This is a genomic window from Roseateles sp. GW821-FHT09H11, assembly GCF_059415845.1.
In genome coordinates this window covers 782,707-807,380 of the sequence record NZ_JBWKOA010000001.1, presented here as the reverse complement: position 1 = coordinate 807,380, position 24,674 = coordinate 782,707, and the positions used below count along the sequence as shown (strand labels likewise).

General features: G+C 65.7%; 25 protein-coding genes. All 25 read left to right on the top strand.

Annotation, left to right across the window (positions count from 1 at the left end):
* The first annotated feature begins 1 nt into the window (after nt 1).
* The 25 genes from AC07PR_RS03170 to AC07PR_RS03050 all read left to right on the top strand — a co-directional run bounded on the left by AC07PR_RS03170 (nt 2) and on the right by AC07PR_RS03050 (nt 24,585).
* The gene (locus AC07PR_RS03170; RefSeq protein WP_495134385.1) at nt 2–547 is read left to right on the top strand and encodes a DUF6484 domain-containing protein; all 546 of its coding nucleotides are present in this window, start codon (nt 2–4) and stop codon (nt 545–547) included.
* Between the two features lie 8 nt (nt 548–555).
* Nucleotides 556–1,692, top strand: a complete 1,137-nt coding sequence (locus AC07PR_RS03165; RefSeq protein WP_495134384.1) for a DUF2169 family type VI secretion system accessory protein — start codon at nt 556–558, stop codon at nt 1,690–1,692.
* The gene (locus AC07PR_RS03160) at nt 1,689–2,759 is read left to right on the top strand and encodes a hypothetical protein (RefSeq protein ID WP_495134383.1); all 1,071 of its coding nucleotides are present in this window, start codon (nt 1,689–1,691) and stop codon (nt 2,757–2,759) included. Before AC07PR_RS03165 ends, AC07PR_RS03160 begins: the two co-directional genes overlap by 4 nt.
* A 9-nt stretch (nt 2,760–2,768) precedes the next feature.
* Nucleotides 2,769–4,358: a PAAR-like domain-containing protein gene (locus AC07PR_RS03155; RefSeq protein ID WP_495134382.1), complete on the top strand. Its 1,590-nt coding sequence runs from the start codon at nt 2,769–2,771 to the stop codon at nt 4,356–4,358.
* 16 nt (nt 4,359–4,374) lie between these two features.
* A complete protein-coding gene (locus tag AC07PR_RS03150; RefSeq protein ID WP_495134381.1) occupies nt 4,375–5,337 on the top strand; it encodes a hypothetical protein in 963 nt (320 codons plus the stop codon).
* 20 nt (nt 5,338–5,357) lie between these two features.
* Nucleotides 5,358–6,674, top strand: coding sequence for a HEAT repeat domain-containing protein (locus AC07PR_RS03145; RefSeq protein WP_495134380.1), 1,317 nt, complete (start codon nt 5,358–5,360; stop codon nt 6,672–6,674).
* Nucleotides 6,675–6,742: 68 nt separating this feature from the next.
* Entirely contained in the window at nt 6,743–7,120 is a 378-nt protein-coding gene (locus AC07PR_RS03140; RefSeq protein WP_495134379.1) for a hypothetical protein, read from the top strand.
* Between the two features lie 50 nt (nt 7,121–7,170).
* Nucleotides 7,171–7,833: a GAD-like domain-containing protein gene (locus tag AC07PR_RS03135; RefSeq protein WP_495134378.1), complete on the top strand. Its 663-nt coding sequence runs from the start codon at nt 7,171–7,173 to the stop codon at nt 7,831–7,833.
* Between the two features lies 1 nt (nt 7,834).
* Nucleotides 7,835–8,203 carry a hypothetical protein gene (locus AC07PR_RS03130; protein ID WP_495134377.1) on the top strand — a complete coding sequence of 123 codons (369 nt, stop codon included), beginning with the start codon at nt 7,835–7,837 and terminating at the stop codon, nt 8,201–8,203.
* A 45-nt stretch (nt 8,204–8,248) separates the two neighbouring features.
* On the top strand, nt 8,249–8,818 hold the full coding sequence (locus tag AC07PR_RS03125; RefSeq protein WP_495134376.1) for a hypothetical protein: 570 nt from the start codon (nt 8,249–8,251) through the stop codon (nt 8,816–8,818).
* An 18-nt stretch (nt 8,819–8,836) separates the two neighbouring features.
* Nucleotides 8,837–9,820, top strand: a complete 984-nt coding sequence (locus AC07PR_RS03120; protein ID WP_495134375.1) for a hypothetical protein — start codon at nt 8,837–8,839, stop codon at nt 9,818–9,820.
* A gap of 17 nt (nt 9,821–9,837) precedes the next feature.
* Complete coding sequence (locus tag AC07PR_RS03115; protein ID WP_495134374.1) at nt 9,838–10,821, top strand: hypothetical protein; 984 nt, start codon at nt 9,838–9,840, stop codon at nt 10,819–10,821.
* 26 nt (nt 10,822–10,847) lie between these two features.
* Nucleotides 10,848–12,197, top strand: coding sequence for a hypothetical protein (locus AC07PR_RS03110; protein ID WP_495134373.1), 1,350 nt, complete (start codon nt 10,848–10,850; stop codon nt 12,195–12,197).
* Nucleotide 12,198: 1 nt separating this feature from the next.
* Nucleotides 12,199–12,642, top strand: a complete 444-nt coding sequence (locus AC07PR_RS03105; RefSeq protein WP_495134372.1) for a hypothetical protein — start codon at nt 12,199–12,201, stop codon at nt 12,640–12,642.
* A gap of 73 nt (nt 12,643–12,715) precedes the next feature.
* Nucleotides 12,716–13,234 (top strand): hypothetical protein, encoded by a 519-nt coding sequence (locus AC07PR_RS03100; RefSeq protein WP_495134371.1) that lies wholly within the window; start codon nt 12,716–12,718, stop codon nt 13,232–13,234.
* A gap of 290 nt (nt 13,235–13,524) precedes the next feature.
* Nucleotides 13,525–15,762, top strand: a complete 2,238-nt coding sequence (locus AC07PR_RS03095) for a type VI secretion system Vgr family protein (RefSeq protein ID WP_495134370.1) — start codon at nt 13,525–13,527, stop codon at nt 15,760–15,762.
* Nucleotide 15,763: 1 nt separating this feature from the next.
* Complete coding sequence (locus tag AC07PR_RS03090; protein ID WP_377155216.1) at nt 15,764–16,429, top strand: DUF6484 domain-containing protein; 666 nt, start codon at nt 15,764–15,766, stop codon at nt 16,427–16,429.
* 27 nt (nt 16,430–16,456) lie between these two features.
* Entirely contained in the window at nt 16,457–17,527 is a 1,071-nt protein-coding gene (locus AC07PR_RS03085; RefSeq protein WP_495134369.1) for a DUF2169 family type VI secretion system accessory protein, read from the top strand.
* Nucleotide 17,528: 1 nt separating this feature from the next.
* Nucleotides 17,529–18,632 (top strand): beta-ketoacyl synthase N-terminal-like domain-containing protein, encoded by a 1,104-nt coding sequence (locus AC07PR_RS03080; RefSeq protein ID WP_495134368.1) that lies wholly within the window; start codon nt 17,529–17,531, stop codon nt 18,630–18,632.
* A complete protein-coding gene (locus AC07PR_RS03075; protein ID WP_495134367.1) occupies nt 18,629–19,927 on the top strand; it encodes a TIGR02270 family protein in 1,299 nt (432 codons plus the stop codon). The genes AC07PR_RS03080 and AC07PR_RS03075 overlap by 4 nt, the downstream gene beginning before the upstream one ends.
* Before the next feature lie 4 nt (nt 19,928–19,931).
* Nucleotides 19,932–20,954, top strand: a complete 1,023-nt coding sequence (locus AC07PR_RS03070; RefSeq protein ID WP_377155212.1) for a DUF4150 domain-containing protein — start codon at nt 19,932–19,934, stop codon at nt 20,952–20,954.
* 11 nt (nt 20,955–20,965) lie between these two features.
* A complete protein-coding gene (locus AC07PR_RS03065; protein ID WP_495134366.1) occupies nt 20,966–21,871 on the top strand; it encodes a type VI immunity family protein in 906 nt (301 codons plus the stop codon).
* Between the two features lie 12 nt (nt 21,872–21,883).
* Entirely contained in the window at nt 21,884–22,663 is a 780-nt protein-coding gene (locus AC07PR_RS03060) for a hypothetical protein (RefSeq protein ID WP_495134365.1), read from the top strand.
* Nucleotides 22,664–22,667: 4 nt separating this feature from the next.
* Nucleotides 22,668–23,642 carry a DUF4150 domain-containing protein gene (locus AC07PR_RS03055; RefSeq protein ID WP_377155209.1) on the top strand — a complete coding sequence of 325 codons (975 nt, stop codon included), beginning with the start codon at nt 22,668–22,670 and terminating at the stop codon, nt 23,640–23,642.
* Between the two features lie 40 nt (nt 23,643–23,682).
* Nucleotides 23,683–24,585, top strand: coding sequence for a type VI immunity family protein (locus AC07PR_RS03050; protein ID WP_495134364.1), 903 nt, complete (start codon nt 23,683–23,685; stop codon nt 24,583–24,585).
* The last annotated feature ends 89 nt before the right edge of the window (nt 24,586–24,674 follow it).

Sequence of the window (24,674 nt, the reverse complement as noted above, 5' to 3'; positions counted from 1 at the left end):
CGTGGAGCGACTCGACTTGCCGGCGCAGGGCGTCGACGCGGCGGCGCAGGACGCGTCGCCGTTCCATGCGCTGTTGAATCAGGGCTCGCAGTCGGCCGCCATGCCGGTGCCGGGACAGGTGATCATCGGCACGCTGCAGGCGGTGCCCGCGCAAGGCGCGACTGGCGCGGCGATGGTTCCCGGGCTGGGGCTCGTGGGCGTGGCACACAGCCTGGTGCCGCTGTCGGCCGAACACGAAGGCCAGGGCGTCGCGCTGAGCGTGCTTGCCGGCGGTTCCGCGATCGTGCTGGGCTTGCTGTGGAACGGCGAGGCCGCGCCTGCAACGCAATCGGCGCAGGTGGTTCACGACGAGGAGCCGGAAGGGCTCGTCATCACGGTGGACGGTCATCGCGAGGTGATCGAAGCCGCCGAGGAACTCGAGCTGCGCTGCGGCGAGGCGTGCATCGTGCTGACGGCCGACGGCCGCATCCAGCTGCGCGGAACCTACATCACCAGCCACGCGAGCGCCACGCAGCGGATCGTGGGCGGGTCGGTGCATGTGAACTGATCGCAATCATGCAGTTGCATATTGGGTCCAAGCACCTTGCGGCCGACGTCGCAATGGCGCTCGATGTCAGTGGACGTGAGCATCTGGTGGTGGTGGCCAAGGCGACCTGGAGCATCCCGGAGCCGGGTCAGCGGCCGAGGCCGCTGCCGCCACAACCATTGGCCATGTCCGATGAATACTACGGCGAGCCCGGCGAGAGCGCGTTGCGCTATGGCGCTGACATGTCTCGCTTCAAGCCACGCTGCGACGTGATCTTCGATGCCTGCGCGCACAGCGCTCATGGTCAGCCAATGACGGAACTGCTGGCAGGTTTCGAGTTGGGCCCGCTGCGCAAACAGTTGAAAGTCAGTGGGCCGCGGCGGTGGCAGCGCGTGAAGGACAGTCGCACCGACTACGAGCTGGGTGCGGCCGAGGCCTTCACCCGGGTACCCATGCACTATGGCCTGGCCTTCGGTGGAACGCGTTGGTACGAGCAAGGCAAGGATCGCCTGTGCGAGGCGCATCTGCACAACCCCGCTGGCTTGGGCTATGCCGGGCAGCACACGGCAGGGGGGATGCACCACCAGTCCGCACACCAGCTGGAGCATCCGCAGCACGCGGTTCGTCAGCCTACCGACCGGATCGAGCCCGTCGGACTGAGTGCCATCGGGCGGCATTGGCTGCCGCGACGCAACCATGCGGGCACGCATGATGAGACCTGGCGGCAGGAGGTTTTTCCGCTGCTACCAGGCGATTTCGACGAGCAGTTCCACCAGTGCGCGCCGCAGGATCAGCAGATGCCGTATCCGCAAGGTGGTGAAATCGTGCGGCTCATCAACCTGTTGCCAGGGCGACCGGATGTCCGGTTTGTGTTGCCCGCCTTGGCGATGCATGTGCGGATCCTGCGCCAGGACTACAGCGAGCTGAGTCCCACGACATCGGCAGATACGCTGTATTTCGAGACAGAGCAACGGAGGTTCAGCGTGGTCTGGAGGGCCAGCGTGCCGCTGAAGAAAAATCTCCAGGAACTCAAGGATGTGGCAATCGGCCCGATCGATCCGCTTTGGTGGAAGGCCCGGCTTGCAGGCCACGCGGGTGGCGGATGCATTGGTTGTAATACTCAAGCCGAAAATCAGACGCCAAACGAGCAAGAGACGACGGAATGATCAGCAGTGCGTTGCAGGTGCGGGTGAGTGGCATGTGCTGTGCGCTGGGCTGGCATGAATCAGCCGTCGTTGCAGCGCTGCGAGCCCATCTCAACCATTTCCAGCATAGCCAGTTTGTCGGGATCGACGGTCTGCCATTGGTCACCGCAGCCATGCACGATCTGAATGTTTGGGGGCCCGAACGACTCATCCTGATGCTCCGTTCAAGCTTGACGGAGTGCTTGCAAAAGGCTGAGAAGGAGATCGAAGGCTTCGATATCTCTCGAGTCGCAATGATCGTGATGCTTCCCGAGCCCGAACGGGCAGCCTATCCCTTTGGCGCGCTTGAAGCGATCAGTGGTGAATTGATTGAGGAACTCGGATTGCATGCGGAGAGCCGTGTGGGGCGAATTGGGAAGGGCGGACTGGCGGGCGCCTTGGCAGCCAGTCAGAGCCTGCTGGCGTCTCAGTTTGAGTTCCCGGTCGACGCCGTCCTGCTCGCGGCGGTCGACACCTTGCTGGACGCGCCAACAATTGAAAGATTGCTCAGCCAGGGGCGAATTGCCAGCAGCGGTAATACTGATGGGCTACTTCCAGGAGAGGGAGCCTGCACGATCATGCTCACGCGACGCAAGGAGCAACCCACCAAACCGGCTCTTCATATTGTTGGCTGGTCGCAGCGGCGGGATTCTTGGCGCATCGACGGCGACGCTCCGATTCGGGCCGAGGCATTGACCGCGGTGATTCGTGACGCCGCTGCGCAGGCTGGTCGGGCTGTATCTGACTTTGAGTTTCATGCCAGCGGCATGAATGGCGAAGAATGGTACTCGAAGGAAATTCAGCTCGCACTGTCTCGTACCATGGAGCGCAAGCGTAGTCAGTTTCCTCATCACATGATTGCACAGTACGTTGGAGAGACCGGAGTTGCCGCACCTCTCCTTTCCCTGGCGTGGTTGCAAGCTGCCATGACGCAGGGGCATCGAAATTTTGGCAACAGTGGTCTGATGCATTTTGCGAGTGACGACGGTCACAGATGTGCGGTGGCGGTTGACCTGTCACTTGTTCCACCTTCTTCCGTATCAACCTGACGATCCGATATGCCTGCAACCCATGTCTATGCCAATGGCAACGAGATTGCGAGCAAAGCAGTCGGAAACAGCGGCATTTCGTCGAGTGCCTTTCCCGACTCCTGCTGGAGTCCGCCAGCGCCAGCGGCCGGACCGGTCGTGCTGCCCTACCCGAATACTTGCTTCGCCGATTCGATCACGAACGGCACGAGCACCGTGAAGATCAAAGGGCAGACCGTTGCCAAATCGGATCAATCGCGCTTTGACGTCAGTTTTGGCAATGAGCCAGCGACGCAGGCATTTGCCAAGGGTGTGGCGACGGGAGTCATTAAAGGCAAGGCGTATTTTACGAAATGGTCTGCCGATGTGATCTTTGAAGGGCACGGCGTCCCCAGGAATTTTGATCTGGTTACGCATAATCACGGATCGATGCCTGCGAATACGCCGACCTTTCCTTATCTGTCGCGCGGTTGGTTTGGCAATGACTGCGGTACCGAGATGAACCGGGTCAAGCGGAACTGCGAGCCGGAGCACAAGAATTCTGATGCTCGCAAGGCGATCAAGAGCAAGAGCAAGATTCGCCAATTGCTCAAGAAGGATAAGCCTGCCAAGGCAGCGGGCAGTAAATATCATTGGACCGACGATCACTGTGATGGCTTGGACACGATGCTGTCTTCGCTCGAACAAGGCAAGGCCTACGCGGAGAAGATGCAGGAGGTGGTCAAAAACCTTCCCGGTGAACTTCAGATCCTAGGCGCCTTGGAACAGGAATTGGGAGAGATGGCCACAAAGGCGGGCGCGAAAGCGCTTGCCAAATGGTCGGCCAAGGCCGGCATCAAGCAACTCGGCGGTAGCTCAGTCCCCGCCGTAGGTAATGCGCTGATGGCGATTTGGTCAGGGGTGGATGCCGTGATCGCCATTGGTGATGTGAATGAGATCCGGACCGTTGCCGCTCAATCCTTGGAGAAGTTGAGTCTTCTACGCAGCAAGATTGGCGATTTGCAAAGCTTGGGTAAGGAGTTTCAAGATTTCAGCAAGCTTAGCCCCGATGAGCAGGCAAAAAAGGGTTTGGAGATCGCGGGTAAAGCGCAAGATACTATTGCAACGCTGAATGACTGCACACGAGCTCGCAAGTGCATGCTGACCCCATACAGCACCAGCGCCAAGCAGCCCGGACGGGATAACTCGGTCAAGGGTGGCTGCTGTGATGGGCAAACAGGGCATCACCTTGTGACCGGTGCAATGCTTGAAGGTGCCTGCCCGGGTTATAAGCGCGAGGGTCCGGGCAATCAAATGCACAAGGATGCCCCGACAGTTTGTGTTGAGGGTTACAGTCACACTGTGGGAAGCCATAAGCGCATTCACGAGAAGATGGACAAAGAGGTGGATTTGCTTGCCAAAGGCGGCAAACTTCAGAATGGCACCATGAGCATGGCGCAGGCCATCGATGCTGCCGCCACCTCGCACAAGGAATCATTCCCGGCTTCCAATTGTTCAAAGGAATGCATCAAGAATCAATTGGAAAGCTATTACAACAAGGCATGTCCAGGGACGAGGCCCAAGGCGTTGGGTACCACAAACGGGAAGCCGGTCGAACAAGGCGGCGGCGTGAATGAGTAATCATGAAGGGTAGAGAATGACTCACGTCTCAAAGGAAATCTGGAGCGAACGAATTCAAGGCTGGGATATCACGGACTGTGCGGTGCGCAGTCGGGATGTGATCAGTCTGTGCCTGCGCCGCAAGGTGGATTCTGAGGAGATGAGTTGGACTGCCGATAGTGATATTCCGTCGAGGTTGATGAATGTGTTCATCAATCGAGATGAGAATGTTTATGGAGACCGAACCTACTCGGGTCTCAAATTGCCAAGGGTCGGCGTTTGTCTGGCCCCGGTCGCTCAGGCAATGATGGTCGCGAGAAATGCTGATGGTCAAGTGGTTCTGCTTGGCGGTGGTCGCGACTTTCCCGATGAATTCATTGATCCTGGAAAATATCCCATGACTTACAGGGTCAAGACCTTGTTTGGGTACGCCTATTCGGTAGGTCAGGGGCGTTCCATTTACAAGCGAACTGACATTGGAACCTGGTTGCCACTCAATAATGGGTTCCCGGCAATCGAAGCTGCGACCGCTCATGGCTTCGAGGACATGGACGCCTTCAGTGAGCACGATATGTATGCGGTAGGCGGTCATGGCGACGTCTGGCATTTCAATGGTGAGCGCTGGAGCCAGATGGGCTTTCCAAGTAATGTGCAATTGGGCACCGTGACCTGCGCGGGTGATGGGCAGGTCTACATCAGCGGTGAGGGCGGAAGCCTGTGGGTGGGGCAAAAATCCACCTGGAAGCGCATCTACGAAGGAGGCGCGAGCGTCTTGTGGAATGATGTGCTGTGGTTCGAAGGAAAGCTTTGGCTGTCGTCGGACTTTCAGTTCAGAAACTGGGATGGAAAGAGTTTGGAGCCCGTCACGCATCACGGTAAGCAGCTCTGGCTCAATGGTCATATGGATGCTCGCGACGGCTTGTTGGCCATTGCCGGCATCGAGCAGGTCAATGTCTTTGACGGCACGGCCTGGCGAACCATCGTGGCGCCCTACCTTTGAGCCCGGACGCAGGCGGAGAAATGCAGCAATCGCGGGTGGTCCTTCCATTGCTGCACAGGCACCTGGACGACGCCGTCTTTTATTGGGGTCAATTGCAGGAACCGGCGACGGCCGATCATTTGCAGGCGTTGCACGCACTGGATTTCGCGGAGTTTCTTGACGCGAACTTGGAAGGGCTGCGTATCGCCGCAGAGAAGGGAGCGCAGCTCAGCCTTGATGCATTGAAGCGCTTTCGCAAGTCAGGTGAGGCATTTGTTGCCATGCATTGCGCTCTTGCTGCCCCAGTCGTTGGAGAGCAAATATCCGCCTGCGAGGCGGTATTCGATCTTGTCGCCCGGGCGCCAGACCTCCTGCTGCGAGGCGCCATCTCCGCGCTGGCCTGGGCCGAGCAGGCTCAGGCCGAGCCTTGGTTAGCTCAGGCGCTGCAGGACGAGCCCGTCAGGCGGGTTGCTGCACTACGCGCGCATGCGTTACGTGGGCTTACGGTTCCCGGCTGGTCGCAGCAGATCCGGCATGAGAGTTCCTTTGTGCGTTCAGCCGCCTGTCGGTCAGCACCGATGGAGGCGTTGAAGGACTTGCTCGCGCTGCGTACAGACCCGGATTTGGTCGTTCGCGCGGAAAGCGTGCTGGCCTGGGCTCGCCTCGTTCCATTGAGTGAGCGCAGCGCTGACGCGGTCGCCCAAGCGGCGGGTCTGCTATGGCACTGCGTGGTCGAACAACAGCGGCTGTTGAGCGCCGCAACCGGCTGGCATCGCCTGCAGGCTCAACGGCGCCTTGCGCGTTGGCTACGCCACCTAGCGTGGCTCGCTCCGTTGGGGCATCCAGGTGTGCAGCAACTGCTTGCGCAACTGCCTCCGCGCCTGGGTCTGACTTTCGTGCTGCATCACGGCGATGCAGCGCATCTGGGCTTCGTGCTGCGGGCTTTGCATCAGCCCGAATCGGCCCGATGGGCCTTGTGGGTCTGGCGCTGCCTCACCGGTGTTGACCCCCAGGCCGCGGGCTTAACTCTGCCCGACCGGCAGCCCGACCTGGATGCGCCGCTGACCACGACCCAACTGGACGCAGATCATGGCTTGCCACTGCCTGACGTCGCCGCAGTGATGGCCCATTCGGCTAGCCACATCGCGCTGTCTGCCGGTCAGCGCTTGTTGATGGGCCAGCCCGTGCAGCCCCAGGTCTTGCGCGCGCTGCTGGACCCCGCATCCAACCAGCCCCAGGCGCTGCGCTTCGTGGCCTCGCATGCACTGGAACAACTGCTCCCCGCCTACGCGCTGAACCTTCGCGCCAGTCCTGCGGGGCAAGCGGCACAGCTGGCCCGTATGGGGATATCGCAGTGAGTGAAAGGCAACGATTGGATCCGTGGCTGGATGCTGCGCACCTGGCTCAACGTCTTCGTGAGCCGGGCATGGAGCTGCTGGTGGTTCTTGGGGCCGAGTCCTGGTGCAGCAAATGTCAGCGCCTTCGTCCTGCGTTCGAAGCGCTGGCCGTCGGCATGCCTGAGCACGTGGTGCCGATGTGGCTGGATCTGGAGGATCACGCCGAGTTCCTGAACGGCTTCATCCCTCCGGACCTGCCGCTGTTGCTCCGTTGGCGTCAGGGCGTCTGCGTGCAGGCGGCCATCGTGGAGGACATCGATCTCGCCGCGCCTCCGGCTGAGCGCGTCAGCCTGAAGCCGCTCGTGATCGAGGGCAGTCAGGTCCGGGATCCACTTCAGGGCGAACTGACGGAACTCCCTCGGTTGTGGGTGGAATTCGCTTCCAAGTCCTGGGCGGCCGGCTCGTGAGCAAGACGGTCACGCCGACTGCTTGAACCTCGCCGCGGAATTGACCTGAGATGAGAGACGAAGATTTCGAGGCATTCATCGAGGAATTCGGTGGAGCTGATTTCCGGCAACCTGTGCCGGAATCAGAGATCGCCGCCTGGACCGGAAAGCTCCCGGATCAGTTGATGGCGTACTGGCGCGAAGAAGGCTGGGGTCGATATGGCGAGGGGCGCTTCTGGTTCGTGAACCCGGCAGGCTATGAAGACATCGTGGACGAATGGCTGGAGAACTCTTCCCTTGAGCAGATCGACTCTTTTCACGTGATCGCCCGAACCGCCTTTGGGAAGCTCTTTCTCTGTGGGCAGAGGAGTGGACAGTCGGCGACGATCAACTGCGCGACGAATGCTGTCTTTGCTGTTCCGAAGCGGCTCAAGCCCAAGACACCCGATGCCCGGGACATGTCGATCCTCGTGTTCCTCGGTGTTGACAGGGAAGAATGCGACCTTGACGACGAAGACGGAAAGCCGATGTTTGCCAGGGCGATGAAAGCGCTGGGTCCGCTGGCAGAGGATGAGGTGTATGGATTCGAACCGGCGCTGGTCGCCGGCGGTCGCATGCGCGTTGAGAACCTGCGCAAGCTGAAGATCGATCAACACCTGACTATCTTGAGGCAGTTGGCGGCTCCGTCCATGCCCTTTTCCGGAGAAGAGGATGCACGGCTCTTGAAGGATTGACATGTCCATTCCGCATCTGAGCCGCACTTCCTGGACGGACGTCTACCAGGGCCAGGAGATCGTCGGCGTCGCGATCCGCAATCGCGACACGCTCCAGACGCTCTCCCGGCAGACGACACCCCACGACAAGGCAACCCATCTGCTCGACGGTCAGATCCCGACCCGGGTCGCAACCATCTTTCTGGACGACCCCTCCGAGGACAACGTCGGTTTCCGCGATATCTCCGGGATGACCCATCCTCGACTGGGCGTGTCGCGTGCACCGTTCCACGATGGTGTCCTTGTCGCATCGATGGACCGCGATGGCGATGTCTATCCCGTGGGCGGCGGGCTCGATGGCCCATTCGAAAAGATCGATGCCGGCCGCTAGCCGGGCCTGCAGCGACTGCGCTGCATTGGCGATCAGACCTTCGCCGTGGCATTGGCCCGTCGCCTCTACAGGCGGGTCGCCGTGGGCAAATGGGAACAGCTCTCCGGTATCCCCATGTCGACGCAAGAGGCGGAGCTCAAAGGGGCGGGGTTCCGTGACTTCGATGCTTTCTCCGAGTCCGACATGTACGCCGTCGGCGGACACGGCGACGTCTGGAATTTCAACGGTCGTGAGTGGCGCCAGCTGGGCTTCCCGACGAACGAGCAACTGGCGACCGTGACTTGCGGCGGCGACGGCAACGTGTACATCACGAGCGAAGGCGGCAGCTTGTGGGTCGGACAGCAGTCCACATGGCGCCAACTGGAGCAGCGAGGTTCCAGCATCCTGTGGAACGATACGCGCTGGTTCAACGGTCAGCTCTGGCTGACTTCCGACTACCAGTTGCGCGTGTGGAACGGGCACGAGATCGTGGCGCCTGAGCACGAGGGCAAGCCCATCCTGGCTTCGGGCCACATGGACGCGCACGACGGCTTGCTCGTTGTCGCGGACCTGTGGACGGTCTCGACTTTTGACGGCAAGACCTGGCGCAAGGTCGTCGCGCCATACAAGGACTGAACCGGCCGTCCCCCCTCCATGAGCAGTCCGCACGTTTCACTGAAGAAGTGGCAAGAGATCGTCGAAGGTTTCGAGATCACCGGCATTGCCGTCCGCGATCGCAATATCCTTCAGATGCTGGCGCGCCAGCACGTACCGGCGGCTCAGGCGTCGCTGATGAAGGACAGCGACATTCCCACCCGGTTGAGCAGCATCTTTCTGGATGACTTGACCGAGAACAACATCGAATCTCAGCAGTTGAGCCACATGCCGTTCCCGGCTCTGGGTGTCAGTCGAGTCCCGTTTGCCCGTCCTGGCGGTCTCGTGGCCGCGATGAATGCCGATGGCGACACCTGGCCTTTAGGCGGTGGCAACGGACCGCTGGAAAAGATTGCCGCCGGGCAATGGCCCGGTACCTCTCGTCTGAAGTGCATCGGAGCGCACACCTATGCGGTCGGCACTGCGCGCGAAATCTACAAACGGGTCGCGGTGGGCCGCTGGGAGAAGGCGGCGGGGATCGAGGTTCCGCGCAACGAGGAGGAAATGAAGGCTTCCGGCTTCGACGACATCGACGGTTTCTCAGAAAGTGACATTTACGCAGTCGGTGGCCACGGTGATGTCTGGCATTTCAACGGCCGCGACTGGCGCCAGTCTGGGTTCCCGACCAACGAGCGTCTGGCGACGGTGACTTGCGCCGGTGACGGCAACGTCTACATCAGCAGCGAAGGCGGCAGCCTCTGGGTCGGGCAGCATTCGACCTGGCGTCTGCTGGAGAAGCGCGAGTCCACAGTGCTCTGGAACGACGCGCGATGGTTTGAGGGGCGGCTCTGGCTGGCCTCGGACTATCAACTGCGGGTCTGGGACGGGCGGGAAATCGTCGTCCCTCAGCATGAGGGAAAGCCGATTGTGGCTTCAGGGCACATGGATGCCCATGACGGGATCCTCGCCGTTGCCGACTTGTGGACCGTGTCCACTTTTGACGGCAAGACCTGGCGCAAGGTCGTCGCGCCATACAAGGACTGAACCGGCTGTCCACCTCCATGAGCAGTCCGCACGTTTCACTGAAGAAGTGGCAGGAGATCGTCGAAGGTTTCGAGATCACCGGTGTCGCCGTACGCAATCGCGACATCCTTCAGTTGGTCGCCCGCAAATCCTTGCCGCATGACGAGACGACGCACCTGCTCGATGCCGACGTACCCACTCGCATCTTCAGCGTGTTTCTCGACGACACGTCGGACCAGAACCTGGAGTGCCAGGAGCTGCAGAACATGGCGTTTCCGAAGCTTGGGGTCAGCCGTGCGCCGTTCGAGCGGCCGGGCGGGATCGTCGTGTCCAGGGGACGGGACGGCGACGCCTGGCCGCTCGGGGGCGGCAATGGACCTCTCGAGAAGATCGCCGTGGGGGCCCGCCCGGCGACAAGCCGCATGAAGTGTCTCTTCGGTTTCACGTACTCCATCGGCATCGCCCGCACGCTGTACAAGCGCGTGGCGGTGGGCCGCTGGATGCGGGTCGAAGGCATCCCCATGTCCCAGAACGAAGACGAACTGCAGGCGGCCGGCTTCAAGGACCTGGATGCCTTCTCGGAATCGGACATGTACGCGGTCGGCGGTCACGGCGACGTCTGGCATTTCAACGGTGGCGATTGGCGCCAGATGGACTTCCCGACGAACGAGCAACTGGCGACGGTGACTTGCGGCGGCGACGGGAACGTGTACATCACCGGCGAAGGCGGCAGCCTGTGGGTGGGGCAGCAGTCCACCTGGCGCCTGCTGGAACAGCGCGGCTCCAGCATCCTGTGGAACGACACGCGCTGGTTCAACGGTCAGCTCTGGCTCGCTTCCGACTATCAGCTCCGCGTGTGGAACGGGCACGAGATCGTGGCGCCCGAGCACGAGGGCAAGCCCATCCTGGCCTCGGGCCACATGGACGCGCACGACGGCCTGCTCGTTGTTGCGGACCTGTGGACGGTCTCGACTTTCGACGGCAAGACCTGGCGCAAGGTCGTTGCCCCCTACAAGAACTGACGGCCCCGCTGTCCGCACCCGAACTCATGCCCGAGGAACAGATGGATTCCGTCGCACTGGACCGCCCCTTCGTCTCGCCCATCGTGGCGCGGCATGTGGAAGACGCCGCGTTCTATTGGACGACGCTGGATCGTCCCGCAGAGGCCACGCATCTCGGCGCCGAGCGGGCCCGGCACTTCGCGCATCTGCTCGAGGCCAATCTCGAAGGCCTGCGCCTGAATACGCCGTTGTCGTACGAACTGGCCATCGCCGGACTCGACCGCTGGGGCAAGGCCGGGGAGGCCTTCGTAGCGATGTATTGCGCCTTGCTCGGCGATTCCGATTCGCGTGATGACCGGATCGGGCGCGTCCTGCGCACGATCCGTCGCCATCCGGATGCCGTGCTGCGCGGAGCGGCTTCCGCGTTGGCGTGGGCCAGCGAGACCGATGCCGCGGCCTGGCTCGACAAGGCCTGGACGAGTGAGGAACCGGTGGACCTCGTGCTCGCCTTGCGGGCAAGCGCACTGCGCGGCACGGTGCCCGAATCGGCTGCCGTTCTGCTTCAACACGCCGACCCCCATGTCCGTGCCGCCGCCTGTCGCGCTGTCGGACGGGAGCGGCCAGGGCTGCTTCGGCCGCTGTTCGAGGACCCATCGAGCGCCGTCCGCGCCGAGGCCGTGATCGCCTGGCATGCGGGCGCAGCCCGGGAAGCCCGCAGCTCCGACGTCGTGGCGCGCCTGTCGGGTCTGCTCTGGCAATGCACCGTGGAACAGACCGATGTGCTCGCCACGGCGACCGGCTGGTATCGCGTGCCGGCGCGACGCCGTCTGGACCGCTGGCTCCGTGAACTCGCCGCCATGCTGCCGATCGGTCATCCCGAGACGGGGCGGCTGGTGGCGCGTCTGCCGGTGAGGCAGGCGCTGAATTTTTCGCTGAGTCATGGCGATCCGGCGCTGCTCGACTTCGTCGTGGCCGCGATGCAGGATCCGGCGCAGGGTCGTTGGGCTGGATGGGTCTGGCAGTGCCTCACGGCCGTCGATCTAGCCGGAGAAGGGCTCACGGCCGAGGAGCCAGCCTTCGATCTCGACGCACCGATGACAACGGAGCGCCGCGATGCCGACGCCGGCCTTCCTCTGCCCGACGTCACGCGGGTCCGCGCGCATCCGGCCAGCCGTCACGCGTGGCCGCGCGACCAGCGGCTGCTGCTGGCGAATCCGGTGCATCCGCACCTCCTGCGGGACATCCTCGACCCGACGCGCGACCACGCCCAGGCCCTGCGATTCATCGCGGCCGACGCGTTGACGCGGATGCATCCCGAATACGCGGTCGACCTGCGCGCGAGCCCTGGGCATCAGGCGCGTCAACTCCGCCGCATCGGTCTCGAGCAGGCCGCCTGACATGCCGACCTTCGATCCTTGGAATGACGCGCAAGCGCTGGCCCGTCAACTCGCACGGCCCGACGCGGAGCTGCTGGTCATCATCGGCGCCGAGGCGTGGTGCCCGAAGTGTCTGCGGCTGCGGCCGCTCTTCGACGCGCTCTGCGCGGATGCGATGCCGGCCCAAGTCGCCTGGATGTGGCTGGATCTGGAGGATCACGCCGAGTTCCTGAACGGCTTCATCCCTCCCGACCTGCCGCTGCTGCTCCGATGGCGTCAGGGCGTCTGCGTGCAGGCGGCCATCGTGGAGGACATCGATCTCGACGCGCCTCCGGCTGAGCGCGTCAGCCTGAAGCCGCTCGTGATTGAGGGCAGCCAAGTTCGAGATCCACATCAGGGCGAACTGACGGAACTCCCTCGGTTGTGGGTGGAATTCGCTTCCACGTCCTGGGCGGCCGGCTCGTGAGCGCGGTACCCATACCAACTGCCTGATCGCCCGCCCGGCCCGACGCCCCCATTACGGGGTATCGTTCAGCCTCATGACCACCACCACCATTCCGACGCTCCCCGATCTCCCCAGCCTCCTGGGCCTGACCGAGCTCGACGCTCCGCTGATCGCCGCGGTTCTCGCGCACACCACGCCCGCCGGCACGCCCGCGCCGACCGAGCTCTCCCAGAAGCGCAAGAAGGAGATCCGCGCCGGCTTCGTGCACCTCAAGGAGGCCGGCGTGGTGCTGTCCTTCTCCCCGCGCGAGACCCACGCGGTCGACTACGGTGAACCACTGGGCCCCGGCACGCACGTGCTGAGCGCGATCTTCTACTACCCCGAAGGCAGCGAGGAAGTCGATCCCTACAAGGGCAACGGCCCGTTCGCGACCACGCCGGTGACCACCCGCGAGGCCGCCTCCGCCGCCTATGGGGAAGCCGTCGACGGCGAGGAGGAAGAGGGCGTCTTCGAGTGGGAGCAGTGGGAAGTCGAGGGCCGTGAGGTCACCGCCGACTACGACGACGACGGCGCCGTGCTGACGATCACCGTCTCGCTGACGCTGCCGATGTAACGATGACGAACGTGCGGCGCCGCACGCAGCGGCGCACGCGTCACCCACACCGGTGACATGCCAGGGCCCCCCCCGCGCCGGCCGCCGCGGTTGCCGCGGCTGCAAGGCGGGAGGGGCCGCTAGGCGTAAACCGCAGCCATAGCGGCGCTATGGCGAGGATTTGCAACGCCGCGGACTGCCCGCCTTGCGGCCGTGGCAACCGTGGCGAATGACTTTGGTCGCTTTCGGCGTAGTTCGCCCGAGCCTACCGTGAAGGTCCGATTGCTCCGGTCCGCCTTCACGGTCCGCCCATGGCAGCTCCATTCCGCCTCAAGACCGCCCTCGACGACGACGTCCTCCGCGTCCACGCCTGCGCGTCGCGTGAGGCGCTGAGCGACCTCGGCGAGACCACGCTGACCCTGCTCAGCGAGCGCAAGGACATCCGCGCCTCGGAACTGCTCGGCAAGTCCGCGACGCTGACCATGGCCCTGCGCGACGACGCGCCCCGCCACCTGGCCGGCTACGTCACCCGCTTCGCGCAGACCGGCTTCGAGGGCAAGCACACCGTCTACCAGATGACGATGCGCCCCTGGCTGTGGCTGCTCACGCGCACCGCCGACTGCCGCATCTTCCAGGAGATGACCGTCCCCGACATCGTCAAGGCGGTCTTCGACGACCACCCGGTCGCGCGCCACGAGTTCAAGCTGATGCGCGCTTACCGGCCCTGGACCTACTGCGTCCAGTACCGCGAGACCGACTTCAACTTCGTCGCCCGGCTGCTCGAGAACGAGGGCATCTACTGGTACTTCACCCACGACGAATCCGGCCACACGCTGGTGCTGACCGACGCCGCCTCCGCCCACGACTGCGCCCCGGACTGCGAGACCCTGCCGTTCTACGGCGGCGCGAACAACGCGCCGCCCGAGCTCGAGTACGTCGACACCTGGGTCACGCAGGAGAGCCTCAAACCCGGCAAGGTCGTCATCACCGACTACGACTTCGAGCGGCCCTCGACCTCGCTGGAAACGCAGCTGGACCGCGCCCGCGACTACGACCTGTCCGACGGCGAGGTCTTCGACTACCCCGGCGGCTACGTGCAGGGCAGCGACGGCGCGCAGTACGTCGAGGACCGCCTCGACGAGATCCAGACCGCCTTCGCCCGCTTCGACGGCGACACCAACGCGCAGGGCGTGCGCACCGGCCATCTGCTGTCGCTGAGCCGCCATCCGCGCGACGACCAGAACGCGAAGTACCTCATCACCGGCACGGTCACGCAGCTGCGCCAGGCGTCGACGGAGTCGGCCTCGGGCGAGTCCGAGCTGCGCTGCCGCTTCAACGCCATCCCCGCCGACCAGCAGTTCCGTCCTGAGCGCCGCACGCCCAAGCCGATGGCGCCGGGCCCGCAGACCGCGATCGTGACGGGGCCGTCGGGCGAGGAGATCTTCACCGACAAGTACGGCCGCGTGAAGGTGCAGTTCCACTGGGACCGCCGCGGCCAGCGCAACGAGACCAGTTCGTGCTGGATCCGCGTCTCGCAGCCCTGGGCCGGCAAGGGCTGGGGCGGCGTGTCCATCCCGCGCATCGGGCAGGAGGTGGTGGTCGACTTCGTCGAGGGCGACCCCGACCAGCCGCTCATCACCGGCCGCGTCTACAACGCCGAGCAGATGCCCCCGTACGGCCTGCCCGCCGCCGCCGTCATCAGCGGCATGAAGTCCAAGACCCACAAGGGCGCCGGCTACAACGAGATGTCGATGGACGACACCGCCGGCAAGGAGATGATCACGATCCACGGCCAGTACGACATGGCCACCACGATCGAGCACGACCAGACCTCCACCATCCACAACAACCGCACCGACACGGTCGACGTGGACGACTCGGAGACCGTGGGCAACAACCAGACGCAGACCGTCGGCGTGAACCAGACGATCAGCGTCGGATCGAACCGCTCGAAGACGGTCGGCGCTAACGAGACCACCTCGGTCGGCGCCAGCCGCACCGAGACCGTCGGCGCGGCCGAGACCATCACCATCGGCGCGCATCGCACCGAGACCGTCAACGGCGGCGAGACGGTGACGATCAACGCCGGCCAGACGGTCACCGTCAACGGCGTGCGCAGCCACACCGTCAACGGTGCGCAGACCACCACCGTCTCGCTGGCCGAGGCCCACACGGTCGGCGCGGCGCGCATGCACACCGTGGGCGCGGCGGAAGCGATCAACGTCGGCGGCGCGCAGATGGTGTCCATCGGCGGGCTGCAGCGGGTCAACGTCGGCGCGCTGCAGTCGATCGGCGTCGGCGGTCCGCACAAGCTGTCGGCCGCGACCATCGGGCAGACCGCCAAGGGCACCTACAAGACCAAGGCCGGCGGCAGCGCCACGATCGAGGCGCCGTCGATCACGCTCAAGGCCGGCGGCAGCAAGATCGTGATGGACTCGAGCGGGATCACGATCACCGCATCCAAGATCACCATCAAGGCCAGCGGCACGGTAGGCATCAAGGGCAGCGGCGGCGTCGCCGTCAAGGGCGCCAAGATCGGAGAGAACTGACATGGCCGAACAAGCAGGCAACGCGGGGCCCCTGGGTGCCGCTCCCAGTCCCAACCGCCGTCGCGGCGATCCCACCCGCGCGGCCGTCGCCGCCGCCGAGCACCTGATGGACCGCATGCGGCTCGTCGACGCCGGCGTGCTGGTCGGCATGTTCTGCGGCTTCGACGCGCAGGGCCGTTTCCTGGTCCGCATGGCCAAGGGCCTGCCGCCCGTGGTCGCGATGTCCGTCGTCGGACTGAAGGTCGAGGACGAGGGCGACGAGGTCATCGTCTCGCTCGAGCGCGGCGATCCGACCCGGCCGGTCATCCTGGGCCGCGCGATGCGGCATGCGGAGCCCGAGGCGCCGAGGCACGGCGCCCGTGCGGCCCACGCCGCGCGCGAACTCGAGCTGGAAGCGCGCGGGGCCGCGCCCGAACCTGAACCCGAAATCGACCCCGAGGGAGCGCCTGCCGGGACGGCCGGACCCGCGCTGACGCGACGGGGTCAGACCGTGACGGTCGACGGCGAGCGTGTCGTGCTCAACGGCGCGAAGCAGGTCGAGCTGCGCTGCGGCGAGGCCAGCATCGTGCTGACCGCCGCCGGCAAGATCCTGATCCGGGGCACCTACGTGCTGAGCCGCTCCAGCGGCGCGAACCGCATCAAGGGTGCGTTCGTCGACATCAACTGACGGTCCCGGACCCCGTCAGGATCCCCCATGTGGCAACTGCAGAACCGCACGCCGTTCGCCGCCGAGCGCGGCTGGGTGCGCGATCGCGACGGCACCGAGATCTGGCTGGTGGCCGTGAAGGCGAGCTTCACGCTGCAGGCGGACGGCACGCCGCGCGTGGCCGAGACGCAGCCCGAGGTGCTGCGCGGTCCGGCGCATCGCGGTGACGCGGCCTCGACCAGCCTGTCGGCGGACGCGGACCTGATCCGGACCAAGATCGCGACCGACGTGATCGTCGACGGACAGGCCCATGCGCCCGGCGGAACGCCGGTGACGGAACTGGACGTCGGCGTGGCGGTGGGCGGTCGCGCGAAGGTGCTCAAGGTCTTCGGCGATCGCGTCTGGTCAGGCCGCAGCATCGGCCGTCCGGCGCCGTTCACGGCGATGCCCGTCGTGTGGGAGCGCGCCTTCGGCGGTGTCGATCCCCAGGCCGATCCCGCGACCTGGGACGAGCGCAATCCGCTGGGGCAGGGCTACGCGGTCGACGGCGACCATGTCGACGGCCGGCCGCTGCCCAACATCGAGGACCCCGACCATCTGATCCGTGGCTGGAAGGACCGGCCCGTGCCGGCCGGTTTCGGCGCGCTGTGCAGCCATTGGACGGAACGCCGCCGCTTCGCCGGCACCTACGACGAGCGCTGGCAGCGCGAGCGCCTGCCGCTGCTGCCCGACGACTTCGACGACCGTCACTACCAGTGCGCGCCGCCGGATCAGCAGCACGCGGGCTTTCTGCGCGGCGGTGAACCCGTCGCGCTGCTGAACCTGTCGCCGGGCGGCGGACAGCTCCGCTTCGCCTTGCCGCGCGTGTTCCTCGGCCTGGAGACCTTCTTCAACGACGGCCACCGCGAGCAGCATCCGCCGCCGAAGCTGCACACCGTCATCCTGGCGCCGGACGAGCGCCGGGTCTCGCTGGTCTTCCACAGCGCGCTGCCGTGCCATCCGCGCGTGCTCAAGCTCGACCGCACGCGGATCTGGCTCAAACAGGACCTGCGCGACGGCGTGCTCGGGGCGCCGGAGCCCGACGAGGCCGAGGCCTCCGGTCATCGGGCGGAGGCCTGAGATGCGCCAGGAACCGACTGTTCCGGCCCCGCCGGCGCTGCGCGTGCTGGCGATCGGCGCCTTCACCCCGGTGGGCGGCGATGCGCGTTCGACCGCCGCCGCGGTGCGTGCGGGGCTGTGCGGCTTCAGCGAGCACGCCTACATGATCGACACCGCCGGCGAGCCGATGCGCGTGGCGCGGGTGGCCGGCGTCGATGACGCCCTGCGCGGCGCGGAACGCCTGGTCGCGCTGCTCGCGCCCGCGTTGACGGAAGCCTTGGCGGGTGTGCTCGCGCCCGGCGGTGCGGCGACGACGGCCCGCGATGGGCGCGACGGCCGCATCGGCGTCGCCATCGCCTTGCCGCCTGCGCGTCCTGGCGGTCCGGATGACGCCGCCGACGCCGTGCGCGCGCTGTGCCGCGAACGCCTCGGCGCCTGGCTTGGCCCGTGCCAGCTCTTCGCCAGCGGCCATGCGGGCGGCTTCGAGGCGCTCGACCAGGCGCGCGCCTGGCTGCGCGGCGGGCAGGTCGACGCCGTCGTCGTCGCGGGCGTGGACTCGTATCTGGCGCCGGAGACGCTCGAATGGCTCGAGGCCGAAGAGCAGTTGCACGGTGCCGGTCCCTTGAACAACGCCTGGGGCTTCATCCCCGGTGAAGCCGCCGGCGCGCTGCTCCTGGCGCGTGCGGGAGAGACCGCGGCGGGCGGCGGCTGGGCGGACGTGCTCGCGGTCGGTCTCGGCCGCGAATCGAAATTGAACAAGAGCGGCGAGGTCTGCATCGGCGAAGGCCTGACGCAGGCCCTGCGCCGCGCGCTGGATGAAATGCCCGCGGGAGGGGTGATCGACAACGTGGTCTGCGACATGAACGGAGAGGCGTATCGCGCCGATGAATACGGTTTCTGCGGGCTGCGCGTGCGCGACCGGCTGCGCGATCCGACGGACTTCCTCGCGCCGGCGGACTGCTGGGGCGACGTGGGCGCGGCGGGCTTGCCGCTGCATCTGCTGCTGGCGGCCTCCGCCTGCCGCAAGGGGCATGCGAAGGGGCCGCTGACGCTGCTGTGGGGCAGCTCGGACGGCGGCGGACGCGGCGCGGCGGTGATCCGCGCCGACGTGGCGGTGCGGGCATGACGATGGACAACGCCCGCTTCGATCCTGGTCTTCCGGCGCCGGTGACCGCCGACCAGATCGAGACCTACCGCGACGAGGCTGCGTTCCTGTGGACGCAGCGGCGTGACGCGCTCGACGCACCGCACTACTCGCCGCAGCAGTTCGCCGACCTGGACGAACAACTGGCCGCGCAGATCGACGGGCTCGTCGAGGCCGGCGACGAGGCCTGGCCGCCGTGCCAGGCCGCGCTGGTCAACGATTGCGCGGAGGACTTCTTCGTCGCCGGCGTCCTGGCGCTGAACGGGCGGCCGGACGACTGGCTGCCGCTGGTGCGGCGCGCCAAGGAAGCGCCCGAGGCGGCGCCAGGTCTTGCCTCGGCGCTGGGCTGGGTCGGCGCCAACGAGGCGCTGAAGGCCGAGGCGCTGATGTCGGCCGACGATTCGCTGAGCCGGCGCCTGACGCTGGAGGCCTACGGCGCGCACCGGCTGGACGCGGGCGAGCGCTGGTCGGTGTCGATGCGGTCGACCAATGCCGGCGAGCGCGCGCGGGCGCTGCGGCTGGCGGGCGAGCTCGGGCGCGTCGAGTGGCTGGAGCCGGTGCTCGGCCTGATCGGCGACGAGAAGAGCGAGCCACGCTACTGGGCCTTGTGGTCCGGCGTGCTGCTGGGCGATCGCGGCAAGGCGCTGGCCGCGCTGACCGGCGCCGCGCTGCGGCCGGGCACGCGGCAGATGGACGCGTTCCGGCTGGCGGTGCTCGCGCTGCCGGTGCAGGAGGGCCACCGCCTGCTGGTGGAGGCGGAGACGATGGCCGGCGCGGCGCGCCTGCGCATCATCGGCGCGGGGCTGTCCGGCCAGCTGCGCTACCTGCCGTGGCTGATCGACCAGATGACCAAGCCCGCGTCGGCGCGCATCGCGCTGGAGGCCTTCTGCCTGATCGCCGGCGCCGACGTGAACACGGACGGCCTGGAGGCGCCGCCGCCGGAGGACTTCGACGAGGGCCCCAACGAGGACCCGGAGGACGACGACGTCGAGGTGCCGGTGGACGTCGCGCTGCCGTGGCCGAACGTCGAGCAGGTGCGGGCCTGGTGGCTGGCGCACCAGTCGCGGCTGCCGACCTTGTCGGCGGACGGCCGGCTTTTCCTGGGTCAGCCGTTGAGCGAGGTGCACTGCCTGCGCGTGCTGCACGGCGGACGTCAGCGGGCGAGGGCGCTCGCCGCGCTGCACCTGTGCCTGCTGCGGCCGGGCACGCCGCTGTTCCCGGTGGATGCGCCGGCGTGGCGGCAGCAGCGGCTGCTGGATCGTCTCGGCGGGGGGTGAGGCCATGTCGATCACGATCCAGGTCAACGGCACGGTCAACACGCTGGTCCACAAGTTCAGCAGTGGCATCAGCGTGGCCACCATCCCCGATGTCTGCAAGACGCCCAGTCCTGGCGGGCCGGTGCCCATTCCCTATCCCAACATCGCCCAGTCCATCACGCTGTCCGACGGCACGACCTCGGTCCGTGGCGACAAGACCATGGCGGCGGTCAAGGGCTCGAAATTCGCGCTGTCCAACGGCGACAACGCCGGCGTCGCGGGTGGTGTGAAGTCCAGTACCTTCATGAAGGAGGCTACGTGGATCCTGTACTCCTTCGACGTCAAGCTGAACAAGAAGAACGCGGCGCGGCTGACCGACAAGATGTTCCACAACCACGAGAATGCGGCCAACCTGGCGGGCGTCGTGCAGGCACTCGGCGGCGTGACTGACGCGGATCTGCAGAAGCTGGCTGAAGACTGCAACGACGCCATCAACCGCAAGGCGGGCTACAGCCCGTCGAATCCTCCCAAGGGCAAGGCCTGCACGGCCCTCGGTTCAAGCAAACACCAGTGCTGCGAGGACTCGATCAACGAGTACAACAAGAAGAATCCCAATTCGCCGCTACGTTCAGAGGTGGCGTTCAACCGGCAGGGCCAGGCGCTGGAGGGCGTGGCTCGCAAGGCCCGCGACGAAGCTCGCAAGGTCTACGAGACCAGCGTCGCCCTGGTGGGGCGCTCACTGGTGCGGCGCTGGGGCGACGTGTTCAAGAACGCGTTGAAGGCGGCCGGCGGCATGGGCAACTTCGTCGCCGATGTGCTCGTGCTGAAGGACCCCAAGCTCCCCATCACCAAGGACAACATCGCCAAGGCGATCGACTTCAAGTTCAACTGCGGCGGCAAGGGGAAGATGTCCAACAAGCAGCAGCGGGCCTATGGGCGCTATACCGGCGACGGCCAGCCGACGGTGATCCATTCGGCGTGGAACAAGGCCGGGAAGGTAGTGTCGTCGGTCACGAAATTGCCGGCGCTTCCGCCGCTGCCGGTCTGAAGGCGCCGACCATGCCGCCCGTGCGCATGACCCTGACCGCCGCCGCGTTCTGCGTCGGTCCGCTGGACGACTTCGTGGCCTGGGCGGAGCGCGCCAGCAGCGCGTGGATGACCTCCCCGCTGTGGCGGTCGCTGCCCGGCGCCGCGATGATCGGCGCGGGCGCGGGTCGCTATCGGAGTGCGGAGGCCGGGCAATTCCTCGCGCACATTGCCGCGTGGCGGCGCTCGCAGGCAGGGCGGGCGCGGAGCCTGTTCTCCGCCGAGTATTGCGCCGGCACGGATCCGATGGCGGCCGAGCAATCGGTCGAGTTCGTCGCCGACACCGATGCGGCAGTGGCCGGCAGCCCGGTGCGCCACTGGTGGCAGGCCGAGCTCTCGATCGATGCGCTGCGCGCGCAGCCGCGTTGGCCGGACCATCTGGAGGCGCTGATGGGCGTCCTGCTGACGGGTCCGCTGGAGAGCGGCTATCTGGCGCCCGCGTTGGCGAGTCCACGCGACCCCGACGATGAGCCCTCCGCAGGCACTGGCGGCTGGGGCTTGCGCGTGCCACCCCTGGACGTGTCGACCAACGGCGCGACACGCCTGGAGATCGGCGGGCGCTGCCGGGGTGCGCGCTGGATGGTGCTGCTCGACGATGCCTTGGTCGAACGCGCGGGCGGCGAAGAGGAACTCGTCGGTCTGCGCGCCGCGGGCGTGGTGGCCGCATCGGCACGCGGGCGATGGCGTCTGCAGGTTCCCGGCTCGCCGTTTGCCGGCTGGGTTCACGACGGTCCGACTGCCGCGCAGTACGGCGCGATGGCGCGGTTCCTCGAACCGATGACGCTTTTCGACGACCTGGCGCTGCAACGGGCCCGCTTCGCCGGCAACGCCGACCTGCTGGACCGCTACGAACGACGCTTCCTTCATGAACTGCATTGAGGTCCGCCGCGCATGACCCTGTCGACTGCCTATGAGCTGCCATTCGAGTTCCTCCTGTCCGAGGGGCCCCTGTTCGGCCCGGATGTCACGACGCATCTGCGCTTCGTGGTGAACGACGAGTTGCCGATGGACGAGGTCCGTCCGCTGCTGCATGGCAAGCTGATGAACTTCGGGGTGCTCGGTGCGACCGGTGCTCTGGGCGTGCTGCCGGCAAGTGACTTCGATCCGATGACGCCGCTGTTCAAGTCCGTCCGGGTGGGCAAGGACGATTTCGCGTGGAAGCTCAAGGGGTGGCCGGCGGTGGACGGCGCCGTGTCGGTCCTGGCGAGCCAGTTCATGGGCAGCGACGTCGTCACCTTGCTGCGTCGGATCGAGGTGTCCGGCGATGGCCGGGCCTGCCAGTACCAGTTGGCGAAGGAGACGAAGCTCGATCACGCCTATCCCGCGACGATGCCGTTGCCGTTCGAGGCGGAGATCTCGCACGAAGGCCAGGACCAGTTCGAACTGGACCTGACCTTTGACGGCATCCCTGCGGACGATGCCAAGGCGGGCATCGAGGAGTTGTTGCGGTTCTGGGCCCACGCCGCCTCATCGGGGGCCTACGGGGTCGCGCCCGTCGATCCGCTGAAGTGCGGCTTCCAGTACGACGAGGAGATCGACTGGCTGGACAACCGGCTGACCTGGAGCCTGTGGCGGTTCCGGGCGCACCCGGACCTGCTCGACGGACTGCTCGGCCTGTGCGGCACCTTCCACGCGCAGTTGTGGCCCGTGCTTCGCAGCCGGATCGACTGACGCCATGCCGGTCACCATCAAGGTCAACGGAACGGTCAACTCGCTGGTCCACAAGTTCAGCAACGGCATCAGCGCGGCCACCATCCCGGACGTCTGCAAGACCCCGAGCCCGGGCGGTCCCGTGCCGATCCCGTATCCCAACATCGCCCAGTCGATGACGCTGTCCGACGGCACGACCACCGTCAAGGGCGACAAGGCGATGGCGGCCATCAAGGGCTCGAAGTTCGCGATGTCCAACGGGGACAATCCGGGCACGCTCGGCGGCGTCAAGTCCAGCACCTTCATGAAGGAGGCGACCTGGATCCTGTACTCCTTCGACACGAAGATGAACGGGAAGAACTGCGCCCGGTTGATGGACAAGATGTTCCACAACCACGAGAACGCGGCGAACCTGGGCGGAGAGATCCAGGGCATCGCAACGGCGGACTTCGCGGCTCGACTGGGGGACAAGGAACTCGCGGATGAGCTCTGCGATGCGGCCTGCCATGTGACGAAGAACTGGAAGCCCGGCATGGGCAAGCGCCAGGACATGATGGCGGAGCGCCTCAGTTCGTCATCATTCAAGACGCATGGGGGAAACTTCACTACCTACACGGCGAAGAACCCGAGACTGCTGCTGGAGGCTCCCGCGCTGTCGCCGATGACGCCAGGCGATCCGATGATCATGCTGGTCTCGATGACCGGTCGCACGATCGCCGGGACGACGGCGCTGACCAGCATGGCGCCGGGTGTCGCCGCCTTTGGTGGCATCGCCAAGGAGGCGCTGGCCCTTGGCGGTCGCTTGACGATCTGGGATGCCGTGTCGCTCAAGTCGCCGGCCGGGGGCATCGCGCCGGGCAACATCTCGAAGTACATCGAGGTGAAGTTTCCGAAGGACACTCACACCCGCAATCAGCGCTTCACCCGGCGCAACATGAGTCGCGCCGACAAGGACAAGATCGTCGAAATGAAGCCTGACAAGGACTGCGCCTGCACATGACGGGCTGCCAACAATGACTCTCACTGAACTTCGAGAACAAGTGACCGTCGATGAAGACGGTGTCCGACTGGTCGACCTCTGCATCGAGATCGTCCTGCTGCTCGACGGGCCGCTCGCGCCGGCCATGCCGGCGATCCAGCGCCTGTATGACGGCTTCATGCAACGGTTCGGCGCAAGCATCCGTCTCTGCAGCGACTACGACGACGAAGCGATGCGCCCCTTCGAGCCTTCGGAGTGGGCGGACGTTTCGCGCTGGCTCGATGCGGACCTGACGCTGGGCAGCGGCTCCTTCGGTGCGCACTTCCAGGCGGCAGAACCTGACGCTGACGCCACGCCGCCCGCTTTTGACGCGGTGCACTACGCGCCGTCGAGGGAATTGTCGCGGGGTGGCATCCAGATTCTTCTGCCGCTAGATGTCCTGCGTGACGGCCCGGATGCGCTGCGGGAGGCCTTCGCCTCGATGCTTGCAGGGCTGCCGCTCAACTACGGGCTGTGTGGCCCCGCATTCGCCTGGAATGCCGAGCACAACGACGCGACCGACGCGTTCGAGACTCACTCGGTCCCCCGGCTGCTGCGGCATCCGGGACTGGCCATGGGCGACTTCTCGTTCCTGGTGCTTCATGCACCCGCCGGTCTCATGACCATCAACTGGCTCACGGCCTTGGGACCCCGCCATGCGGACCGGCTAGGCGGTGGTGGCGCGTTGAGGGATGTCCTGCCGACCGATTGCCGGGTGATGGACCTGAAGGACGGCGCGGTGCTTGTCCAAGCGGGCGTTGAGCCGGTCGCCGGAGATGTCAACCGCAACGATCCGTTACCCGTGTACCGGGCTGTTGCGAATGCGCTCCGGCCCGTCTGGGTCAGCGACGAGTATCTGGAAAAGATCAGCTATCCGACGATGGACTCGGAAGTGGGAGACCGCTGGGTCGCGCGCTTCTTCTGAATCGACCAGGGCGGGGCTTAGCGAACTCCAGGACCTTGCTCTGGTGACTTTCGTTCATTGCCCCCGATCCCCGTGACAGGGACGATGCG

What these genes read in the sequence shown, in the direction of transcription:
- AC07PR_RS03165 (WP_495134384.1), top strand. Translation starts at nt 556, where the DNA reads ATGCAGTTGCATATTGGGTCCAAGCACCTTGCGGCCGACGTCGCAATG.
- AC07PR_RS03160 (WP_495134383.1), top strand. Translation starts at nt 1,689, where the DNA reads ATGATCAGCAGTGCGTTGCAGGTGCGGGTGAGTGGCATGTGCTGTGCG.
- AC07PR_RS03155 (WP_495134382.1), top strand. Translation starts at nt 2,769, where the DNA reads ATGCCTGCAACCCATGTCTATGCCAATGGCAACGAGATTGCGAGCAAA.
- AC07PR_RS03150 (WP_495134381.1), top strand. Translation starts at nt 4,375, where the DNA reads ATGACTCACGTCTCAAAGGAAATCTGGAGCGAACGAATTCAAGGCTGG.
- AC07PR_RS03145 (WP_495134380.1), top strand. Translation starts at nt 5,358, where the DNA reads ATGCAGCAATCGCGGGTGGTCCTTCCATTGCTGCACAGGCACCTGGAC.
- AC07PR_RS03140 (WP_495134379.1), top strand. Translation starts at nt 6,743, where the DNA reads ATGGAGCTGCTGGTGGTTCTTGGGGCCGAGTCCTGGTGCAGCAAATGT.
- AC07PR_RS03135 (WP_495134378.1), top strand. Translation starts at nt 7,171, where the DNA reads ATGAGAGACGAAGATTTCGAGGCATTCATCGAGGAATTCGGTGGAGCT.
- AC07PR_RS03130 (WP_495134377.1), top strand. Translation starts at nt 7,835, where the DNA reads ATGTCCATTCCGCATCTGAGCCGCACTTCCTGGACGGACGTCTACCAG.
- AC07PR_RS03120 (WP_495134375.1), top strand. Translation starts at nt 8,837, where the DNA reads ATGAGCAGTCCGCACGTTTCACTGAAGAAGTGGCAAGAGATCGTCGAA.
- AC07PR_RS03115 (WP_495134374.1), top strand. Translation starts at nt 9,838, where the DNA reads ATGAGCAGTCCGCACGTTTCACTGAAGAAGTGGCAGGAGATCGTCGAA.
- AC07PR_RS03110 (WP_495134373.1), top strand. Translation starts at nt 10,848, where the DNA reads ATGCCCGAGGAACAGATGGATTCCGTCGCACTGGACCGCCCCTTCGTC.
- AC07PR_RS03105 (WP_495134372.1), top strand. Translation starts at nt 12,199, where the DNA reads ATGCCGACCTTCGATCCTTGGAATGACGCGCAAGCGCTGGCCCGTCAA.
- AC07PR_RS03100 (WP_495134371.1), top strand. Translation starts at nt 12,716, where the DNA reads ATGACCACCACCACCATTCCGACGCTCCCCGATCTCCCCAGCCTCCTG.
- AC07PR_RS03095 (WP_495134370.1), top strand. Translation starts at nt 13,525, where the DNA reads ATGGCAGCTCCATTCCGCCTCAAGACCGCCCTCGACGACGACGTCCTC.
- AC07PR_RS03090 (WP_377155216.1), top strand. Translation starts at nt 15,764, where the DNA reads ATGGCCGAACAAGCAGGCAACGCGGGGCCCCTGGGTGCCGCTCCCAGT.
- AC07PR_RS03085 (WP_495134369.1), top strand. Translation starts at nt 16,457, where the DNA reads ATGTGGCAACTGCAGAACCGCACGCCGTTCGCCGCCGAGCGCGGCTGG.
- AC07PR_RS03080 (WP_495134368.1), top strand. Translation starts at nt 17,529, where the DNA reads ATGCGCCAGGAACCGACTGTTCCGGCCCCGCCGGCGCTGCGCGTGCTG.
- AC07PR_RS03075 (WP_495134367.1), top strand. Translation starts at nt 18,629, where the DNA reads ATGACGATGGACAACGCCCGCTTCGATCCTGGTCTTCCGGCGCCGGTG.
- AC07PR_RS03070 (WP_377155212.1), top strand. Translation starts at nt 19,932, where the DNA reads ATGTCGATCACGATCCAGGTCAACGGCACGGTCAACACGCTGGTCCAC.
- AC07PR_RS03065 (WP_495134366.1), top strand. Translation starts at nt 20,966, where the DNA reads ATGCCGCCCGTGCGCATGACCCTGACCGCCGCCGCGTTCTGCGTCGGT.
- AC07PR_RS03060 (WP_495134365.1), top strand. Translation starts at nt 21,884, where the DNA reads ATGACCCTGTCGACTGCCTATGAGCTGCCATTCGAGTTCCTCCTGTCC.
- AC07PR_RS03055 (WP_377155209.1), top strand. Translation starts at nt 22,668, where the DNA reads ATGCCGGTCACCATCAAGGTCAACGGAACGGTCAACTCGCTGGTCCAC.